This is a genomic window from Pararhizobium sp. P1_E7, from assembly GCF_056405855.1.
In genome coordinates this window covers 153856-171538 of record NZ_JBFUBH010000007.1, presented here as the reverse complement: position 1 = coordinate 171538, position 17683 = coordinate 153856, and the positions used below count along the sequence as shown (strand labels likewise).

Genomic DNA, 17683 nt, shown 5'->3' with positions numbered 1-17683 from the left:
TGTTGTCAAAAGTGAGACTTTTCCGGCGCGGCGCGGTAAGCTTTGGAACCTCAAGTGTTGCATGCGGAAATCGCCGGAAATGGGCAGAAACAGGGAGAGAGAAAACATGGTGCCCGTGATGGAAGCGACCATCGTTCATATCGGCATCGAGCGGAACTGGCGCGATGTCTACGCCTTTGCAGCAAGGCCGGAAAACATGCCGCTGTGGGCATCCGGGCTTGGATCGGGCCTTGAGCCGGACGGCGAGGATTGGGTCGCATACGGTCCGCTCGGCAGCGTCCGGGTCCGCTTCACACCACCAAACGATCTGGGCGTGATGGATCACTCCGTGACGATGGAAACGGGCCTTGTGGTGCACAACGCGCTGCGCGTTGTTCCCAACGGCGATGGCGCGGAGGTCATGTTCACATTGTTGAAACTGCCCGGCGTCAGCGAAGACCAATTCGACACCGATCGCGATTGGGTTCTAAAGGATCTCGCCACATTGAAACAATTGCTGGAAGCATAGCCAAGGAAGACAGAGATGGGACAAAAAGGCATTGATCGCCAGATCGACAATATCGAATTCGCGGTCTCCGACATCAGCCGCTCGAAAGCATTTTACGGGTCGGTCTTTGGCTGGTCGTTCACCGACTACGGCCCGGACTATTGCGAATTCAGCGATGGCCGGCTGACCGGCGGATTGACGACCGGGACCGCCAAGCCAGGCGGCCCGCTGATTATCCTCTACGCCGACGATCTGGCCGCGACCCAGGCGCGGCTCGAAACGGCCGGTGCCCGCATCGTTGTCGAAACCTTTTCCTTCCCCGGCGGCAGGCGCTTTCACTTCCAAGATCCGGACGGATACGAACTGGCCGTCTGGTCGGACAAATAGAGCCAGACAATGATAGCCGAGCGAGGGCAAGCGCCCTCGCCTTCTACTGCGCTTTAAATCTGCTGCATAATTCCATAAATCGACTCCGACCAAGGAGCCATGCAGTAGCCTCAGGCCGCGATCGACCGGCGGCGGTCGGCTATTTCCTGCAGAACGAGAATGGCGCCGATGATCTTGCCGGTGCTCGACATGCACGGCGTCATCCGGCAGCGCACAATGATGGTGCGATTTTCGATCTCCTTGGCAAAGGTATAGTCCACCAATTCACCGGCAAAACACCTATCCAGGTTCGGTTTGACCCGTTGCTCAAACCGCTGGATGCCGACGAACTCGACGACATGGCGGCCAACGAGGTCCATCGGACGTTCTTCAAGGCGCGACGCATTGACAGGATTTGTGTAGAGATAGCGATAGTCCGGCGTGATCACCGCAATCCGGTCCGGCAGGCAATCGAGAATTGCCTCGTTGAGGAAGCCCTCATCGACCCGTCCCTTCTGTACGGCAAGAGGCGGAGCAGCCGGCACCCAACCTTTTCCAGCAACCGCATCGCTGCCGGCTGAGAGATACCGGTCGGCCAGACCTTGCAAGGCATCGCGCTGACGCAACACGCTGGAGACATCGTCGGCTTCCTTGGTCAGCAGATCCAGGATGAATTGAAACTGCTGACGCGCATCGGCGACGGTTTCCGCCTTTTCATCGTAGATCGCTCTCAGGACGGGATCGATCTCGCGCTCAAGAATGCTGATCAGCACCTTTTCGCCGGAATGCACGGCATATTGCAGCTGAGAATATTTGAACCAGAAGAGATCGATCAGTGACTTCAATTCCGCCCCACTCCCGTCCACTTCGTTCAAGGTTCGCCCAAGCCGCCTGGAAGTCGAACCAGTCAACTAATCGATTGAATCGGGCCGATCGCCAGACCCGAAGCGCTTGCAATCGTCGATAGAAACCTCAGTTTACACGCAAAGAAAACGCGTTCAACTCTGAAAAATCACCTAAAACGTTTCCAGCGAAGTTATGTTGGGCCCTGAGTATAAAACAACCGAATGGAGCGGGCATTTCCTGGTCAGAGGCGACCTTTGGGACCGCCTCCTTCCCGGCCGCGATCCCAACAGGCCACGCTTAGCTCAAACAACACGCGCAAGATGCCGTGCAGGCCGTTTCGACGACAAGCCAATGGGCAAACGCGATGGTCAATCCTTCAGGGTCTTCTTGATGTTCCAGCGGTCGTGATACCACAGCCACTGCCCCGGATACTCACGCACCCAGCTCTCGACCTTGTCGTTGAGCAGTTGCGCCGTCGCTGTAACATCGACCCCGCCATCCGGCTTGCGCGGGATCTCGATGGCCGGCTCCAGTTCCAGACGAAAGCGCCCGTCCGGCAGCCGGATGGAGCGAGCCGGATAGACTTCGCAATTGAACTGCCGCACCAGCTTGGCCAGCAAAGGATTGGTACGCACATCCCGGCCGAAGAATTTCGTCGTCAGGCCTTTGCGGAACTTCTGATCGACCAGAACGCCAACGGCACCGCCCGCCTCCAGTTTGCGCGCAAGCGTGAATGAGGAGCCCGCATGCGAGGGTACGAGGTTGCCCATCCGCTGCTTGCGGAAATCGAAAACTTTTTCAGCAACATACGGATTGTTCGGCGGCCGGAAAAGCACCGTCACATCAAGCCCGAAGGCAGCACTTGCGACCGGCAGCAGTTCGAAATTTCCGCTATGAGCGGTAAAGACGATGAACGGACGCGGGTTGTCGCGCAATTCGATGAACAACGGGATGCCGGAAACCTCGATGCGGCCGGGCTCCAGGTTTTCCGGATCGAAATCAAAGAGCTCATCCAGGAAGACATATTCAGCGGCGAGCCGCCCGATGCTGCCCCAGCTCTCCAGCGCAATCGCCTCGATCTCAGCCTCGCTCTTCTCCGGAAAGGCGTTGCGAAGATTAGTCATCGTCAGCCGGTGGCGGTGCCTGAGCTTCGGCCCCAGCCAACGGGTGAAACGGTCAGAGAACTCGATCGCACCTCTGGCAGGGAACAGCTTCAGCGTGCCCAACAGCAAAAAGACGAACTGCGCGATCGACCACTGGCGGAAATGCTCCAGCGAAAGAACCAGCCGTGTGATCAGCATGCGCACTGTGTTCAGTCCATCCGCAGGATGATCTTGCCGAAGACCTGGCGTGTTTCCATCCGCTCGAGCGCCTTGTCGATCTCCGTAAAGCCGACTTCGGTGTCGATGACGGGATGAACGAGCCCGCGAGCCATCTTCTGCATGGCGTCAGCCATGTTCTCCATGCGGCAGCCGAAGGAACCGAGCAGCTTCAGCTGCTGCTGGAACAGCATCATCAGGTTCATTTCGGTGGAAACGCCGGAGGTCGAACCGCAGGTGACGAGACGCCCGCCGCGCTTCAGGACGAACATCGAGGCAGCCCAGGTATCCTTACCGACATGTTCGAAGACGACATCGACGCCCTTCTTCTTGGTCAACTTGCGGGTGACGCCCTCAAAGCGATCCTTGCGGTAATTGATGACGTGATCGGCGCCGAGCGCCTTGGCCTTCTCGATCTTGTCGTCGGAGCCGACGGTGGTGATGACGGTGCAGCCGATCTTCTTGGCAAGCTGGATCGCCGCCGAACCGATACCGGAACCGCCGGCATGGATGAGAATGGTTTCGCCGGGTTCGAGCTTGGCATTGTCGAACAGCATATGCTCGACGGTACCGAAGGTGACCGGCGCTACGGCTGCAGCAACAGCGTCCACACCCGGAGGGGCAGGAACGAGCAGGCGTGCCGGCAGATTGACCTTCTCCTGCGCGAAACCATCGAGATGGAAGCCGTGAACGCCGCCGACATGTTCGCAAAGATTGTCGCGGCCTTCGCGGCATGGACGGCACAGGCCACAGGTGCGGGCACCATAGATGGAGACGAGCTGTCCCGGCAGGACGTTGGCAACGCCCGGACCGATCTGATCGACGACACCGGAGGCTTCAGCACCGATCACCAGCGGCATCTTGCGCTTGGCAAAAGCCATGCCGCGCCAGCCCCAGACGTCGATATGATTGAGCGCGACGGCCTTGACGCGAAGGGTGACTTCGCCGGGACCCGGCGCGTCCGGCTCGGGAAGGTCGGTAATTTCCAGCTTACGGTCATCGACCAGTTGCAAAGCGCGCATGATATAAGTCCTTGAGCCCGAGGCTTTGCCTCGAAGAGATATGATGTCCGATTAGGCCGGTTCAGCGGCCATGACAAGGCTGGCGTTCTGGCCGCCGAAGCCGAAGGAGTTCGACAGAACGGCCGTCACCTTGGCGTCCCGCTTCACATTCGGCACAACATCGAGAATGATGGTCGGATCGGGGTTCTGGTAGTTGATGGTCGGGGGCACAGTGCCGGTCAGGATCGTCTGCAGCGAGAACACCGCCTCGACCGCGCCGGCCGCCGTCAGCGTGTGGCCGATCATCGACTTGTTCGACGAGACCGGAATGGACGGCAGCGCATCGCCGAACACCGACAGCATCGCGCCATATTCCATCTTGTCATTCTCGGGCGTCGATGTGCCATGGGCGTTGATATAGTTGATGTCGCCTTCGTTCAGGCCAGCATCGGCAAGGGCGGCGCGGATCGTCGCGATCGCCGGACCGCCATCTGGCGAGGACCGCGTGCGGTGGAACGAATCGGCCTTTTCGCCGCAGCCCTTCAGGATGCCGTAGATTTTTGCGCCGCGCGCGACCGCCGCTTCCAGCGATTCCAGCACCAGCGTCGCGGCACCTTCGGCGATGACGAAGCCGTCGCGATCCTTGGAGAAAGGCTTCGATGCCCGCTCCGGCGGGTCGTTCTGGGTCGAAAGAGCCGACAGAAGGGCGAAGCGGATCAACGCTTCAGCACTGACCGAACCATCCGTCGCAACCGTGAGCGCCCGGTCGGTACGTCCCTGGCGGATTGCTTCGACACCCAGCTGGATGGCCGTCGCGCCCGAGGCGCAGGCCGTCGATAGCGTCACGGGCAGTCCCCGCGTTCCGAACCGGTCGGACAGGCGCTCGGAAATGGCGCCGAACAATGCAGCCTCATGGAACACGGGATCGGAGCGGTCGCGCATGGCCGCGAGAAAACGGTCATAGGCGTCGCCCGGCTTCTGCGAGGGCCGCGACCGGTCGGCAAGCTCGAAGCGGGCGCTCCATTCCGGCTCGATCGGCGGCGCCGCCAGGAAGAGCGGGCCGTTGAAATCGCCGGACACTCCGGCCTGGGCCAAAGCTTCAGCGGTCGTTTCGCGCGCAAAAGCGTAGGACCGCTCGACAGCGTTTTCAGCAGGCAGATCAATGAAATCAACGGTTCCGCTGATTTTTGTCGAGAGGCCTTCGGTGGGGAAACGGGTGATCTTGTGGATGCCGGAGACGCCAGACGTCAGCGCCTTCCAGTTATCCTCGACGCCCTGTCCGAGCGAAGTGATGACGCCCATGCCGGTGACGGCGATCAGCGGGCGGCCGAGATGATCCTTGTAAGCGTTGGTCATATCTGCCGCTCCTTATTCTTCTGCCGAAAGTACGGCGATGCCTTCGCCGCGCGCATGACCGATCGTCGTGACGATGGCCGTCCTTGCCGGCTTTTCCATGGGGGTCTCGGCGGCCACATCAAACGGCGGCACCTTGGCACCCGCTCCGAGCGACAGCGCAGCAAACGCCAGGCCCAGCGGAAACTGGGATTCCAGCGCATGTCCGACAAGGCCGCCATAGGCGCGCACGGCAGCCTTCGGGAACTGCGCATCGAGAAACGCCTTTTCGCGGGCAGCAAGATCCGGAAACCCTGTCGTGCCGGAAAAGACCACGGTCCGCGACGGATCGGCGTCTGCAGCGGGTGCTGTCAGATATTGCAGACGCCGCTCGAGGCGGTCGCCTTCGCGGCTGCCGCGATCGCCGCCAACGGCATCGATCGTCGCATAAATGCGGGCGCCGCGCTCTTCCGCATGCTCGCGCGATTCCAGCATCAGGAACGCACCGACCGAACCGGTGATCATGCCCCCGCCATTTTCGGGCTTGCGCGACCAGATCGGATGATGACCGCCGAGCGCATGGCCCTGGATCGCTTCGATCAGCAGGATCATGTCGAGACGTTCGGCCGAAAACGCGCCGCCGACCAGCGTATGGGTCGACTGTCCGGCCTTGATCCGGGCAAAGGCGGTTTCGATCGCCGAAATGCCGGCGCCCTCTTCCCCCATGAAGGTACGCGAAGAGCCCGTGACCTTGTGGACGATGGAGATATTGCCCGCCATCAGATTGGAAAGCTGGGCCAGAAACAGCGTCGGCCGCAGTTCGGTCGTCAGCTTTTCGTTGAGCAGCTGTTCGCGGTCGTTGCGCTTCAGCGCTTCGTCGACAATCAGAGAATCGACATTGATGTCGCGCTCACCACCGCCGGCGGCCACGATCATGTCCATGCTGCCGCAGGCCTCCAGATCGTCCTTGAACCCTGCATCGTCGAGCGCCAGGCCGGCGCTGAAGACGCCGAGGCGCTGCCAGTTTTCCATCTGCCGCTGGTCGCCGCGCTTGGAGATTTGCTGGGACCAGTCGATCTCAGGCAGCGGGTGCACCGGATAGGGCGCGAAACGCTCGGTCTCGACACGCACGGCGGGCGTCTCGGCCGCAGTCAGAAGCGCCGTGTGCACTTCAGTCCCCACGCCCTGGCTGGTGACGATGCCGACACCGGTGATCACAACATCATTGGCAGATTTGCTCATCGTCATTCTCCCGTCGCAGCCGAGACCGCCATTGCAGCCATCAGCCCCACTTCTTCAGCGCGCTTCCTGACGATCGGGCCGAGCGGCACCTGATCGAACGGCATGGTGCGCAGTTTCAGCTGTGCGTCGCAGACCTTCTTGCCCTGCGAGGTGATTTTGGCCTTCACGACGGCAAAGCCGGAGCCGTCATGTTCAAGAAAGGCCTCGATGTCGAGAACGGCTTCCGGCTCGACAAAGGTGCGCATCTTGGCGCTATCGACCGACATGAGGAACGGCATCGCTGCGAAATCCGTCGCGGCCAGCACGAGAAAACCGCAGGCCTGCGCCATCGTCTCGATCAAGAGAACGCCGGGAACCAGCGGATAGCCGGGGAAATGCCCTTCAAAAACGGGGCTTTTGGCCGGAACCACAGAGCGGGCTGTTAGCGTCTTGGCGGCGAGATCGACCGTTTCGACCCGGTCGATCATCTGAAAATATTCAAGGAGCATCAGGAGCAAATCCAGCTTGGCCCGGAGGGCGGCGCGTTGGAGACAGCGCCCGACCTACCCCGGATTTCAAATCCACGCACGACCCGCCCGAAACCGGTTCGGTGCCGCGATCATGCGCCCGTCAAGTAAAAACGCAAATGCCGCCTGTCAAGCGCAGTCCACGCGACAGGCGGCATTGATACCAATCATGCAGGTGTTCCGGCGTGTCAAACGCAGGATACCGTCATCAGCCCTTGGCGGCCTTCAGCTCGTCGATCTTGGTGCAAAGGTTCTTCAGGACGAAATACTCTTCCGTCGAAACCTTGCCTTCGTTGACTTCCTGCGTCCACTGCTCAAGCGGGATCTTGATGCCAAATTCCTTGTCGATCGCAAAGACGATGTCGAGGAAGTCCAGGCTGTCGATGCCCAGATCGTCGATGGTGTGGCTTTCGGGCGTGATCGTTTCGCGATCGATCTCGCTGGTTTCTGCAATAATGTCGGCGACCTTGTCGAATGTAGCTGTCACGCCCATACCTCTTAAGAATACATGTTTTGGCGAACCTATAGGTAAATGCGGCCGAAAAGCCAATGGCCTTGAGCTCAAGAGTTGCATTTATGACGACGGTGTTGCCCAAACATCAAGCCAAGCCTGAATTACCGGCCCTCAAAGGCCTGTTACCGCCGGTAGGCCGGTGGCCAACGCATCGATCGCGAGCCTGACGCGCAGCGGCAGATGCGGCGTCTGCGGCCAGACGGCGTGGCAATCGAAGGACAGGCGGCGTTCATCCGCAAACAGCCGGACAAGACGACCCTCATGCACCCTGTCCTGGACCAGCCAGCAGGGTAGCCAGACGAGCCCAAGCCCCGCAACCGCAGCATCGGCGATCATCTCCAGATCATCGAAACGCATGCGCGAGGGCGGCAGGATTTCAGCATCCGGCCCCCCCTCCACCGGAAAAAGCCATGAGCGGATGTGGCCGGATCGGGCATAGAGGATCGCATGATGATGTAGCAGTTCGTCCCTGGTCTTCGGCGTGCCATGAATGCTCAGATAGTCCGGAGAGGCGCAGACCGTCATGCGCTGATATGCCAGCCGGCGCGCCATCATCCCAGGCCACTCGCCAAGCGGGCCGTTGCGAATGGCAAGATCGAAGCCGTCTTCGAGGACATCGACCTTGCTATCGGTGAAATTCAGGTCGAGTTCGAGTTTCGGGTGCTCGCTGGCAAGTTTCAGAAGAATCGGCGCAACGCAGCGCCGGCCGAACAGGACGGGCATCGACACCCGAAGACGCCCCGCCACCTCCTTGCGTCCCGATTCCAGCATGGCCTCGCCCGCCCGCAGCTCTTCCAGCGCCCGAAGGCAGCGTTCATAAAAAACCTGACCATCTTCCGTCAGCGTCTGGCTACGGGTGGTGCGGTGAAACAGCCGGGCACCGAGCCGTTCCTCTAGCCGCGCAATCGTCTTGCCGACAGCCGAGCGCGACAGATTGAGCCGGTGGGCGGCTGCGGAAAAACTGTCGGCTTCAACCGCCTCGACGAAGACGGACACACCATTCAAACGATCATTCATTGCTTTTGTAGCCTTCAAGGAACCAATGCGCGGAAAACATATCGCCACTGGCGAATGAAACGCAATGCTAGCGTCGCCTCATCGCTTGAACCAACCAAAAAGCAGGAGACGAAACATGACGGAAACAATGAGGCGCTGGTCGATGCCGGCAATCGGGCGCGACAAGCTGAAACTGGAGACCGTGGCGATCCCCGAGCCGGGACCGGGCGAAATCCGCGTGAGGGTTTCGGCAGCGTCGCTCAACTATCGCGACAAGCTGGTGATCGAAACGGGCATGGGGCTGACGCTGCCCGACCCGTTTGTTCCGGCCTCCGACATGGCCGGCGTGGTCGATGCGGTCGGTCCCGGTGTCAGCCGTTTCAAACCCGGTGACAGGGTGATGTCCATGTTCAAGCCGGACTGGATCGACGCCGGGGACAACGGCAATGCCCGCACACCGGCCTACAAGACGCTTGGCGGCGCCTATCAGGGCGTTCTGGCCGATTATGTCGTGTTTCCGCAGGACTGGTTTTCTGCATCACCGCAAAGCCTCGACGATGCCGAGGCAAGCACCCTGCCCGTCGCAGGCCTGACCGCATGGTTCGCCTTGATCGAGCTCGGCAAGCTTAAGGCCGGCTCGACCGTGCTCGTCCAGGGCACCGGCGGCGTTGCCCTGTTCGGGCTGCAGATCGCCAAGGCGCATGGCGCCAACGTCATCGTCACCTCGCGCAGCGACGGCAAGCTGGAACGGGCAAAGGCGCTCGGCGCCGACCACGGAATCAACAGCAGCAACGAGGACTGGGTCGAGGCCGTCTACAGGATTACCGGTGACGAAGGCGCTGACCACATTCTGGAAATCGCCGGCGGCCCCAATCTCGGGCAATCGATCCGCGCCGTTGCCGTTCACGGAAAAATCTCGGTCATCGGTGTCTTCGAGGGTTTCGAGGTGGCCGGACCTGCAGCGCCGTTGCTGTTGAAATCGCCGGTCATTCAGGGGATCAGCGTCGGCCATCGGCGGTCGCTGGAGGATTTCGGGCGTGCCATCGATTCGACGGGAATCAAACCGGTCATCGACGCACGCTACCCGCTGGAGGATCTGCACTCGGCCCTCGATCATCTCGATCGCGGCGCGTTCGGCAAGATCGTCATCGACCTGAACTGATTGCGAAACGGCTTGGGGCTGGTGTCGTCGCCAGCCCCAAGCCATCGCTGAAACAGATCAGCGGCTAACGACGATCTTGGTATTCTTCAGACCATACTGGCTGGCCAGCGCGAAAAACTCGGCGGCATTTTCCGGATGCAGGCGGATACAGCCGTGCGAAGCCGGACGGCCGAGGCGCTTGAGGTCAAAAGTCGCGTGGACGGCGTAGCCACCGTTGAAGAAGACCGCGTAGGGCATCGGCGCGTCATCATACTTGCGCGAGCGATGGTTTTTCGACAGCCACTTGGCGCTCCAGCTGCCCTGCGGCGTGACATAACCCTTGCGCGCGGTGGAAACCTTCCAGCGATACAGCACGAAACCGTTCTGTGACACAGTCATGGTTTGAGAAGAAAGGCTGACTTTGGCAATAAGATTGGCAGCGAAGGCTGACGGCAAATGAAATTGCATCAATAAGAGTGTCAATGAGGCAACGAAGAATTTACGCATGAAAAATCCTCTCCGAAAGTACGTACCTTTGTTACTGGCGTCCCAAACACGACACAGACTTTACAGTGTTTGCAATGATAGACGTTTAAGACAATTGGAAAATTCGGCGTTAACGAGGGCGGATGAAATTTTTCGATCCGAGTAACGACCTTAAACTATACTGGCGAGAACAGCCGAAATCGCCACCACAACTGCAAGCGAGCCGCAGGCGCCGTAGAATATAGAAACACCGGCCTCCACATCGGCCACCGTTGCCACTGCCCGGCCCGCGCCGTTGATCATCGGTTCATTGACCAGCGCACCCGCATAGATCCGCGGTCCCGCCAGCTGCAGGTCAAGCCCTCCGGCCATCGCCGCTTCCGGCCAGCCGGAATTGGGTGAACGATGCAGGCCGTGGTCGCGCAACGCCGTGCCGAGCGCGTTTCGCGCCGCCCGCCGCCCAGCGGTTATGGCTGAGCCTGCGGCGATCAGCAGAATGGACAGCCGTGCCGCGGGAATATTGGCGAGATCATCGAGGCGAGCCGAAGCCCAGCCGAAATGGAGATATTTCGGGCTCTTGTGGCCAATCATCGAATCGGCGGTGTTGAGCATCTTGTAGGCAAGCAGTCCCGGCAGGCCGAGCAGCGCATACCAGAAAGCCGGGGCGACGACACCGTCGGAGAAATTCTCTGCGAGGCTTTCGATCGCCGCCCGGCATACCGCAGGCTCGTCCAGGGTCTCCGGATCGCGCCCGACGATCATCGATACAGCCTTTCGCCCTCCGGCAAGCCCGCCGGCCCGAAGTCCGGATGCCACCCGCGACACATGATCGGCAAGGCTTTTCTGCGCCAGAAACACCGCCACGGCGACGATTTCGAGCAGCCAGCCGAAAAGCCCGATCCGCATGAACAACCGGTGCAACATCCAGCCGCAAAGAAGGCTCCACAGCAGCAATCCGGCAATCACCAGAACACCACTGATCCGCAAGGCCTCGTCCGCCAGGCGCTTGCGGTTGAATGTCCGGTCACACCAGCCGATCATGGCACCGAAAAGGACGACCGGATGCGGCAGCCGGCGCCAGAGCCAATCGGGATCGCCAACAATCCGGTCAAGCAGAAGGGCGGCGATCAGGACGAGCAAAATTCCAGTCGACATTGAAGGGTCCGTTCAGGCGAGGTGCGCTTTGCGCAGGGCATCCGCCAAGCGTGTATCGCCTGCCGCATCGGGCGCAAGTCCAATCCTCAGCCACGAGGGCGCATAATTGAATTTTCGCGTCAGAATCCGGTCCCGGCAGAGCTGCCGGTGCAGGTCCGAAGCGCGTTCGTGGTCGATCAGAGCGAAAAGCGGTGTGCCGCCGACGATCGTCAGCCCGGCCTGCCGCAAGACCGTTTCGAGACCTTCCCGGCGTTCCAAAATCGACGACCGCACCGCCTGGGTATCGCCACTCATCAGCTTTGCCGCCGTCACCAGAGCCGGCCCCGACACCGCCCAGGGTCCGAGCCATTCCTGAAACGCCGACAGAACCGGCTCTGCGGCAACGACGAAACCAAGCCGCAAGCCGGCCAAACCGAAGAATTTTCCGAAGGAACGGAAGACGATGAGATTGTCGTGACCGGCAGCTTGCGCCGCGACGCTGAGATCAGGCTCGGTATCGCCAAACGCTTCATCGACAAGAAGCAGCCCACCATTGGCCTTCATGCGCTGCGTCATCGCGAGCACTTCCGCTGGCCGAAAGGCCCGTCCGGTCGGATTGTTGGGATTGACCAGTATGGCCAGCCCATGATCCGGCATCAGTTGATCAGGCGTGGAGATTTCATCGATGGTGAAACCGGCGCTTATGAATGCGCGCGCATATTCGCCATAGGTCGGCGCGAAAATGGCAATGCGCCTGCCCTGCGCGGCAAGGCGCGGCAGGAGCTGGATAACCGATTGCGTACCCGGAACGGCAAGCGGCAGGACGTCGCCGCTGCGATAGTAGCGGGCAGCGGCCTTTCGCGCACGGTCCACCAGATGACGATCCGGCAGCCGGTGCCAGGCGTGGACCGGAATGCCGGGCAACTTCGCCGGGTTGGGGTTGATACCTGTCGAAAGGTCCAGCCAGTCTTCCGGCCTGCCGCCGAAAACGGCCGCGGCTTCGGTGATCCCGCCGCCATGCGCAATCGGCGCACTCATGCGGAGCGGGCCATGTCGATGATGTGCATGAAGGAGCCGGCAACCCGGCCGCGCCTGAGCCCTGCAGGCCCGAGCGGCGTTCCTGCGGCATCTTCTGTATCGAACAGCCGGTCGGCATTGCCCTCAGACAGGATCGTTGCATAGTGAAATTCATGCGCCATCAGCGGACCATCAAAAAAACTGGCATCGAGCGGAGTGACCCGCCGGTATCCCAGATGCCGCTTGCGCGTGGCAAAACTGGTGGTGAGCGGCAGGAAACCGAGCATTGCGTAGCGCTTGCCATCGGCGGCGACAAGCCCATCGCCGAGCATCATATAGCCGCCGCATTCGCCGAAAATGCGCGCACCGCGATCCCGCACCGCCGCCATGCCGGATTTGAACCGCCCGGCATCGGCCAGACGCCCGGCGTGAAGCTCGGGATAGCCGCCCGGCAGATAGACGGCATCCGCATCGTCTGCGGGCGGCTCGTCGGCCAAGGGCGAGAAGAATGCCAGTTCGGCACCGCCGCGCCGCCAGCCCGACAGGAGATGCTCGTAGCAAAACGCAAAGGCTATATCGCGAGCGATGGCGATTTTCCGGCCAAGCGGTTTCAGCGTCGTGACCTGCACGTCCATGCGTGTTGCCGGACGCCGTTGGCTCAATGACAAGATGGCATCCAGGTCGCAGCCCTGTTCGACATGCATCGCGGCATGCTCGATGAAACTATCCAACGCTGCGTGCTCGTCAGCCTGCACGAGACCGAGGTGGCGTTCCGGCAGTTTCAAATCGCCGTTCTGACGCAGGACACCCAGCACCGGCATGCCGCTCTCATCCAGCGCATTGCGCAACATCATTTCATGACGCTCGCTGCCAACCTTGTTCAGGATGACGCCGGCCACATGGACATCATCGCGATGCGAGGCATAGCCGCGCACAAGGGCGGCAACGGATTGCGACATGCGGGCGCAATCGACGACCAGAACAACCGGCAGGCCAAGCATCGCCGCCAGATCGGCAGGCGAGCCGCTCCCGTCGATCGCGCCGTCGAAGAGCCCCATCATCGCCTCGACAATCGGCACTTCGCCTTCGGCAGTCTGCATAGCTGCATTGGTGCACAGCAATTCCGGGCGCATGGCCCAAGGGTCATAGTTGAAGCAGGCCCTGCCACTTGCAGCCGTATGAAAGGCAGGATCGATGTAATCTGGCCCGGCCTTTCCGGGAGCTACAGTAATGCCGCGATTGCGCAACGCCCGCATCAGACCGAGCGTCACCGTGGTTTTACCGGAACCCGAGGATGGCGCCGCGATCAGCAGTCCGCTCATGCCGGGTCCCTGTAGGCCCGGCTCGACAGCGGATCGGATGTCAGAACGCGGCCGTCAAGAGCACCCAGCCAGTCGAGTGACGCGCGCAGGCGCACCACCTCGCCGACGACGACGATGGCCGGCGGTTCAAGACTGGACGCGGCAACATCGGCCTCGGCCCGCGCGAGCGTCGTTTCCAGCACCGTCTGTTCAGGCGTGGCGGCATTGCAGACGAACGCGACCGGCTCATTCGGTGAACGACCGGCAGCCATGAGATTGGCTGTGATCTGGCCGATATGTTTCATCGCCATGTACATGACGATGACAGGCGACCCCTTGGCGATGCCTTCCCAGTGGATGCGGTCGGGAACGAGGCCGGAGGAATCGTGGCCGGTGAGGAATGTCACCGCGTGATTGACCTCGCGATGCGTTACCGGAATGCCGGCATAGGCAAGCCCGCCGATACCGGCGGTGATGCCCGGCACGATGCGGAACGGGATGCCGTGCTCGACCAGCGTCAGCGCCTCCTCGCCGCCACGGCCGAAGACGAAGGGATCGCCGCCCTTCAGCCGCAGCACGCGTTTGCCCAGGCGTGCCAGCTCGACCAGCCGCAGGGAGATATCGCGCTGTTTCGGCGACGGCTTGCCGCCACGCTTTCCGGCAAATTCCAGAACAGCGCCCGGTTTTGCCAGGCTCAGGCAGCCGGCGTTCACCAGTGCGTCATGGACGATGACATCGGCCTGACGCAGCGCGTTCACCGCATGCAGCGTCAGCAGACCCGGATCGCCGGGACCGGCGCCGACCAGCCACACGGTGCCCTGTTCAAGTTCTGGAAGGCCGGAAAACAACACATCGGTCATCGTGTCATCTCCGCCAAGGCAGGCAGCGGCGACGCTGACTCAGTCTGTGAAGGTCCCGAATCACTGCATTCACGTCCAACAGCAACATCCTGACTTGATTCGATAAATGCCCCGCGAGCCATGGCGGCCGTGGCATGGGCCGACTTGATCTTCGGAACGATCAGGGCGCCGGACTTGCCTGCAGCCGCGAGTGCCGCCGCTTCCGCCACGCCATGGCAGCCGGTCAAGGCAAAGACAATATCCGAAGGGTTTTCCAGCCGTGGAAACTGCGCCTCCAGCGCGCCGGTGTCGAAGACCATGAAAGGGACGGAAAAGTGCTCGGCAGCGGCGATCATCGCCGGTTCCGCCACACGGCTGTCCAGCGAGGCAATTGCGGTAAGCGCGTGACGAGCGACCCCGGCCAAGGCCAGCGCCTCCTCGGCAAGCCGGATCACCTCGCCGCCCGGCGTGCCGCGCTCGCAGCCAAGACCCAGAACGAGCGGCATACGGCCTGCTTGATCGCGAATATCCAGATGCATCACAAAAACGGCCTCCCGCGCCGCATATTCACGATGCGCCGGGGCCTTCGACAGCCAAAGGCTCCGAAGCGGTCTGGACAGCACCGGATGAGGCCCCCTGGCTGGGTCGGCCGCACCGGACGCTCTTTCAGCCCACCGTGATGGGCACCGTCGCACGTCCCTCCTGTTTACCGGAGGCCACCTGCCCGGTCAAACCGGATTGCGCCATTCGCGGTGTGGCCCGCGTCATACAGATGATTCCCGCTGCCGCCGAACATCATCCGCGGGATACGCTGTTCGATCTCATTTAAACCTCAATCGACGCCCACGGTTGACGAAGGTGCCTTTATTAAAGACACGCTTTCTTCCGGCACCTGCGCCAGCGTTGCGCTTTGGAATATTTTCTGCCGATGTTGAGCCTCCAAAGGCTCCTTGTCATCGCGACACCAATTCAAGATGAGTGACGTCACGAACCACAGGACTTTGTGCGTTCGGCGCACGGGCATTTATCGAAACAGCATCGATCGTTCGTGACTTGCGGCCGATCGGATGCAGGAGGACCGCCCATGATGTTTTTCAAGAAAAAGCTCGCCTGGATCAAGGTGAACGGCGTCGCGACACCCAAGCCTGCCAAAAATACGGCTGAAATCGTAACCAAGACGATCAGGAAGCCGGACAGCGACGGTCGACTGCGCCGCATGCTGCGCACTGTCGAAGACAACCGCCTGCTATAAACCCTGCCGCAGGACGCGGCATCAGGCGCAACATGGCTTTCAACGATTAAAGGTATATCGCTTCATGGCATTGACGTTTCCGAACACCAGCCGCAGTTACAACGAATCCGCGAGACGCATCCGCTTTCTCGGGTATGACGGCATGTTCGAAGTAAAATTCTTCGTCGAAATCGGCGCATTGTCGAAGATCGTCTCGCGCTCTCCGAGCGAGGCCGATTGCCTGGCAGCCTTCGATGCGGCGCGCAGCTCGGTACAGGATATCGCCCGCAAGGCCTATGCGCGTGACCGGCGCGACAGCTACGTGCTGACCGAGGCGCATTTCAAATAGGGCGCAAACCCAACACTATTTTCAGGAAGGGCCGACACAGTCCTTCGTGCTGCCTTTGCATTTCCAGCAAACCTCTGACACACAGTGGCTGAATTTCCATCCGCTCCGACTGTCCGAGTCTCTCTCTTGCACGATCTTGCTCCCCACCTCCTCGCCCTGTTGTTCGTCGCTGCTTTTCTCGCCGGTTTCATCGATTCGATCGCCGGCGGCGGCGGCATGATCACGATCCCCGCCATGCTGATCGCCGGCATTCCGCCGCTCGAAACACTGGGCACCAATAAACTGCAGTCGCTGTTCGGTTCCGGCTCGGCAAGCCTCGCCTATGCCCGGCATGGTCATGTCAACCTGCGCAAACAACTGCCGATGGCCGCGATGTCGGCGCTCGGAGCAGCGCTCGGGGCCATCCTTGCAACAGTGGTGCCGGGCGATGTGCTGAAGGCCGTTCTGCCCTTCCTGCTCGTCGCGATCGCGCTCTATTTCGCCGTCAAGCCGAGTCTCGGCGATGCCGACAAGGCACAGAGGATGACGCCTTTCCTGTTTTCGCTGACGCTGGTACCGGCGATCGGCTTTTACGACGGCGTCTTCGGACCGGGCACGGGCTCGTTCTTCATGCTCGCCTTCATTGCGCTTGCGGGCTTCGGCGTCTTGAAGGCGGCCGCTCACACGAAGTTCCTCAACTTCGGCTCCAACATCGGCGCTTTCGTCGTCTTCGTGATTTACGGCGTGGTTTTATGGAAAGTCGGCCTGTTGATGGGCGCCGGCCAGTTTGCCGGGGCGCAGGTCGGTTCGGGTTTCGCGATGAAAAACGGTTCGAAGATCATCAAGCCGCTTTTGGTCGTCACCTGCATCGCGCTGGCAATCAAGCTTCTGGCAGATCCGGGCCATCCGGTCCGGATCTGGCTGGGCATATAGGAGCCCCAGCCGCTCAGTATTCGACGCCGACCTGGGCCTTGATGCCGGAGCGGAAGGGATGTTTGATCAGTTCCATCTCGGTTACGAGATCGGCCGCCTCGATCAGCTCTTCCTTGGCATTGCGGCCGGTCAGGACGACATGGGTCATGTGCGGCTTTTCTTCCTTCAAAAACCGCACCACCTCGGCGACATCGATATAATCATAGCGCAGCGCGATATTGATCTCGTCGAGCAGCACCATGGAATTGCGCTCGTCGCGGATCAGCTCCTTGGCCTTTTCCCAGGCCGTTTGCGCCATGGCGATATCGCGCGAACGATCCTGGGTTTCCCAGGTAAAGCCTTCTCCCAGCGTATAGAACTGGCAGACATCGCCAAAATGCTTCTCGATCAGGTCGCGCTCGCCGGTTTCCCAAGCACCCTTGATGAACTGGACGACGGCTGACGGCATGCCATGGGCGATGTGGCGGAAGATCATCCCGAAGCCGGCAGTCGACTTGCCCTTGCCCTTGCCGGTATTGACGATGATCAGGCCCTTCTGATCCGTCTTGGTCGCCATGATCTTGTCGCGCGCGGTCTTCTTCTTCGCCATCTTCATGGCGTGACGCGCCTCGTCGTTGACGGGGCCGGTTCCGGTTGCTTGTACGTCGTCTTCGCTCATCGTGTA

At 60.9% G+C, this 17683-nt stretch carries 21 protein-coding genes; 6 read left to right on the top strand and 15 right to left on the bottom strand.

Annotated features, from left to right (window positions below; all coding sequences use genetic code 11):
• The first annotated feature begins 109 nt into the window (after window positions 1–109).
• The gene (locus AC1D17_RS10815; RefSeq protein ID WP_477565469.1) at window positions 110–508 is read left to right on the top strand and encodes an SRPBCC family protein; all 399 of its coding nucleotides are present in this window, start codon (window positions 110–112) and stop codon (window positions 506–508) included.
• A 15-nt stretch (window positions 509–523) separates the two neighbouring features.
• On the top strand, window positions 524–874 hold the full coding sequence (locus AC1D17_RS10810; protein WP_477565407.1) for a VOC family protein: 351 nt from the start codon (window positions 524–526) through the stop codon (window positions 872–874).
• 110 nt (window positions 875–984) lie between these two features.
• On the opposite strand, the gene AC1D17_RS10805 is transcribed toward AC1D17_RS10810, so the two are convergent.
• The 8 genes from AC1D17_RS10805 to AC1D17_RS10770 form a co-directional block, all read right to left on the bottom strand.
• A complete protein-coding gene (locus AC1D17_RS10805) occupies window positions 985–1698 on the bottom strand; it encodes a PAS domain-containing protein (RefSeq protein ID WP_477565406.1) in 714 nt (237 codons plus the stop codon).
• 369 nt (window positions 1699–2067) lie between these two features.
• Entirely contained in the window at window positions 2068–3000 is a 933-nt protein-coding gene (locus AC1D17_RS10800) for a lipid A biosynthesis lauroyl acyltransferase (RefSeq protein ID WP_477565468.1), read from the bottom strand.
• Between the two features lie 11 nt (window positions 3001–3011).
• Entirely contained in the window at window positions 3012–4040 is a 1029-nt protein-coding gene (locus AC1D17_RS10795) for a zinc-binding dehydrogenase (protein WP_037159356.1), read from the bottom strand.
• A gap of 51 nt (window positions 4041–4091) precedes the next feature.
• Window positions 4092–5375 (bottom strand): beta-ketoacyl-ACP synthase, encoded by a 1284-nt coding sequence (locus AC1D17_RS10790; protein WP_477565405.1) that lies wholly within the window; start codon window positions 5373–5375, stop codon window positions 4092–4094.
• Window positions 5376–5387: 12 nt separating this feature from the next.
• Window positions 5388–6593 carry a beta-ketoacyl-ACP synthase gene (locus AC1D17_RS10785; protein ID WP_477565404.1) on the bottom strand — a complete coding sequence of 402 codons (1206 nt, stop codon included), beginning with the start codon at window positions 6591–6593 and terminating at the stop codon, window positions 5388–5390.
• Window positions 6594–6595: 2 nt separating this feature from the next.
• Entirely contained in the window at window positions 6596–7081 is a 486-nt protein-coding gene (locus AC1D17_RS10780; protein ID WP_477565403.1) for a 3-hydroxyacyl-ACP dehydratase FabZ family protein, read from the bottom strand.
• 226 nt (window positions 7082–7307) lie between these two features.
• Window positions 7308–7592 carry an acyl carrier protein gene (locus AC1D17_RS10775; RefSeq protein ID WP_477565402.1) on the bottom strand — a complete coding sequence of 95 codons (285 nt, stop codon included), beginning with the start codon at window positions 7590–7592 and terminating at the stop codon, window positions 7308–7310.
• Window positions 7593–7724: 132 nt separating this feature from the next.
• On the bottom strand, window positions 7725–8630 hold the full coding sequence (locus AC1D17_RS10770; RefSeq protein ID WP_477565401.1) for a LysR family transcriptional regulator: 906 nt from the start codon (window positions 8628–8630) through the stop codon (window positions 7725–7727).
• Window positions 8631–8745: 115 nt separating this feature from the next.
• Between AC1D17_RS10770 and AC1D17_RS10765 the strand changes: the two genes are divergently transcribed.
• Window positions 8746–9771, top strand: a complete 1026-nt coding sequence (locus AC1D17_RS10765; protein WP_477565400.1) for a zinc-dependent alcohol dehydrogenase family protein — start codon at window positions 8746–8748, stop codon at window positions 9769–9771.
• A gap of 57 nt (window positions 9772–9828) precedes the next feature.
• On the opposite strand, the gene AC1D17_RS10760 is transcribed toward AC1D17_RS10765, so the two are convergent.
• From AC1D17_RS10760 to AC1D17_RS10735, 6 genes are all read right to left on the bottom strand, one after another.
• Window positions 9829–10257, bottom strand: a complete 429-nt coding sequence (locus AC1D17_RS10760; RefSeq protein ID WP_477565399.1) for a L,D-transpeptidase — start codon at window positions 10255–10257, stop codon at window positions 9829–9831.
• 150 nt (window positions 10258–10407) lie between these two features.
• The gene (cbiB, locus tag AC1D17_RS10755) at window positions 10408–11391 is read right to left on the bottom strand and encodes an adenosylcobinamide-phosphate synthase CbiB (RefSeq protein ID WP_477565398.1); all 984 of its coding nucleotides are present in this window, start codon (window positions 11389–11391) and stop codon (window positions 10408–10410) included.
• A gap of 12 nt (window positions 11392–11403) precedes the next feature.
• Window positions 11404–12408 carry a threonine-phosphate decarboxylase CobD gene (gene cobD, locus AC1D17_RS10750; RefSeq protein ID WP_477565397.1) on the bottom strand — a complete coding sequence of 335 codons (1005 nt, stop codon included), beginning with the start codon at window positions 12406–12408 and terminating at the stop codon, window positions 11404–11406.
• On the bottom strand, window positions 12405–13709 hold the full coding sequence (locus tag AC1D17_RS10745) for a cobyrinate a,c-diamide synthase (protein WP_477565396.1): 1305 nt from the start codon (window positions 13707–13709) through the stop codon (window positions 12405–12407). Before AC1D17_RS10745 ends, cobD begins: the two co-directional genes overlap by 4 nt.
• Entirely contained in the window at window positions 13706–14548 is an 843-nt protein-coding gene (gene cobA / locus AC1D17_RS10740) for a uroporphyrinogen-III C-methyltransferase (RefSeq protein WP_477565395.1), read from the bottom strand. The genes AC1D17_RS10745 and cobA overlap by 4 nt, the downstream gene beginning before the upstream one ends.
• Complete coding sequence (locus tag AC1D17_RS10735) at window positions 14545–15033, bottom strand: cobalamin biosynthesis protein (RefSeq protein WP_477565467.1); 489 nt, start codon at window positions 15031–15033, stop codon at window positions 14545–14547. Before AC1D17_RS10735 ends, cobA begins: the two co-directional genes overlap by 4 nt.
• Before the next feature lie 578 nt (window positions 15034–15611).
• Here AC1D17_RS10735 and AC1D17_RS10730 point away from each other — a divergent pair.
• The 3 genes from AC1D17_RS10730 (at window position 15612) to AC1D17_RS10720 (ending at window position 17019) form a co-directional block, all read left to right on the top strand.
• Window positions 15612–15779 carry a hypothetical protein gene (locus AC1D17_RS10730; protein WP_477565394.1) on the top strand — a complete coding sequence of 56 codons (168 nt, stop codon included), beginning with the start codon at window positions 15612–15614 and terminating at the stop codon, window positions 15777–15779.
• Between the two features lie 64 nt (window positions 15780–15843).
• Entirely contained in the window at window positions 15844–16107 is a 264-nt protein-coding gene (locus AC1D17_RS10725; RefSeq protein WP_477565393.1) for a DUF1488 family protein, read from the top strand.
• A gap of 126 nt (window positions 16108–16233) precedes the next feature.
• Entirely contained in the window at window positions 16234–17019 is a 786-nt protein-coding gene (locus tag AC1D17_RS10720) for a TSUP family transporter (protein ID WP_477565392.1), read from the top strand.
• Window positions 17020–17032: 13 nt separating this feature from the next.
• On the opposite strand, the gene cobO is transcribed toward AC1D17_RS10720, so the two are convergent.
• A complete protein-coding gene (cobO, locus tag AC1D17_RS10715) occupies window positions 17033–17677 on the bottom strand; it encodes a cob(I)yrinic acid a,c-diamide adenosyltransferase (RefSeq protein ID WP_477565391.1) in 645 nt (214 codons plus the stop codon).
• Window positions 17678–17683 lie beyond the last annotated feature (6 nt).

Coding starts and splice junctions, on each gene's coding strand:
- AC1D17_RS10810 (WP_477565407.1), top strand. CDS start 524: ATGGGACAAAAAGGCATTGATCGCCAGATCGACAATATCGAATTCGCG.
- AC1D17_RS10800 (WP_477565468.1), bottom strand. CDS start 3,000: ATGCTGATCACACGGCTGGTTCTTTCGCTGGAGCATTTCCGCCAGTGG.
- AC1D17_RS10795 (WP_037159356.1), bottom strand. CDS start 4,040: ATGCGCGCTTTGCAACTGGTCGATGACCGTAAGCTGGAAATTACCGAC.
- AC1D17_RS10790 (WP_477565405.1), bottom strand. CDS start 5,375: ATGACCAACGCTTACAAGGATCATCTCGGCCGCCCGCTGATCGCCGTC.
- AC1D17_RS10785 (WP_477565404.1), bottom strand. CDS start 6,593: ATGAGCAAATCTGCCAATGATGTTGTGATCACCGGTGTCGGCATCGTC.
- AC1D17_RS10780 (WP_477565403.1), bottom strand. CDS start 7,081: ATGCTCCTTGAATATTTTCAGATGATCGACCGGGTCGAAACGGTCGAT.
- AC1D17_RS10775 (WP_477565402.1), bottom strand. CDS start 7,592: ATGGGCGTGACAGCTACATTCGACAAGGTCGCCGACATTATTGCAGAA.
- AC1D17_RS10770 (WP_477565401.1), bottom strand. CDS start 8,630: ATGAATGATCGTTTGAATGGTGTGTCCGTCTTCGTCGAGGCGGTTGAA.
- AC1D17_RS10765 (WP_477565400.1), top strand. CDS start 8,746: ATGACGGAAACAATGAGGCGCTGGTCGATGCCGGCAATCGGGCGCGAC.
- AC1D17_RS10760 (WP_477565399.1), bottom strand. CDS start 10,257: ATGCGTAAATTCTTCGTTGCCTCATTGACACTCTTATTGATGCAATTT.
- cbiB (WP_477565398.1), bottom strand. CDS start 11,391: ATGTCGACTGGAATTTTGCTCGTCCTGATCGCCGCCCTTCTGCTTGAC.
- cobD (WP_477565397.1), bottom strand. CDS start 12,408: ATGAGTGCGCCGATTGCGCATGGCGGCGGGATCACCGAAGCCGCGGCC.
- AC1D17_RS10745 (WP_477565396.1), bottom strand. CDS start 13,709: ATGAGCGGACTGCTGATCGCGGCGCCATCCTCGGGTTCCGGTAAAACC.
- cobA (WP_477565395.1), bottom strand. CDS start 14,548: ATGACCGATGTGTTGTTTTCCGGCCTTCCAGAACTTGAACAGGGCACC.
- AC1D17_RS10735 (WP_477565467.1), bottom strand. CDS start 15,033: ATGCCGCTCGTTCTGGGTCTTGGCTGCGAGCGCGGCACGCCGGGCGGC.
- AC1D17_RS10730 (WP_477565394.1), top strand. CDS start 15,612: ATGATGTTTTTCAAGAAAAAGCTCGCCTGGATCAAGGTGAACGGCGTC.
- AC1D17_RS10725 (WP_477565393.1), top strand. CDS start 15,844: ATGGCATTGACGTTTCCGAACACCAGCCGCAGTTACAACGAATCCGCG.
- cobO (WP_477565391.1), bottom strand. CDS start 17,677: ATGAGCGAAGACGACGTACAAGCAACCGGAACCGGCCCCGTCAACGAC.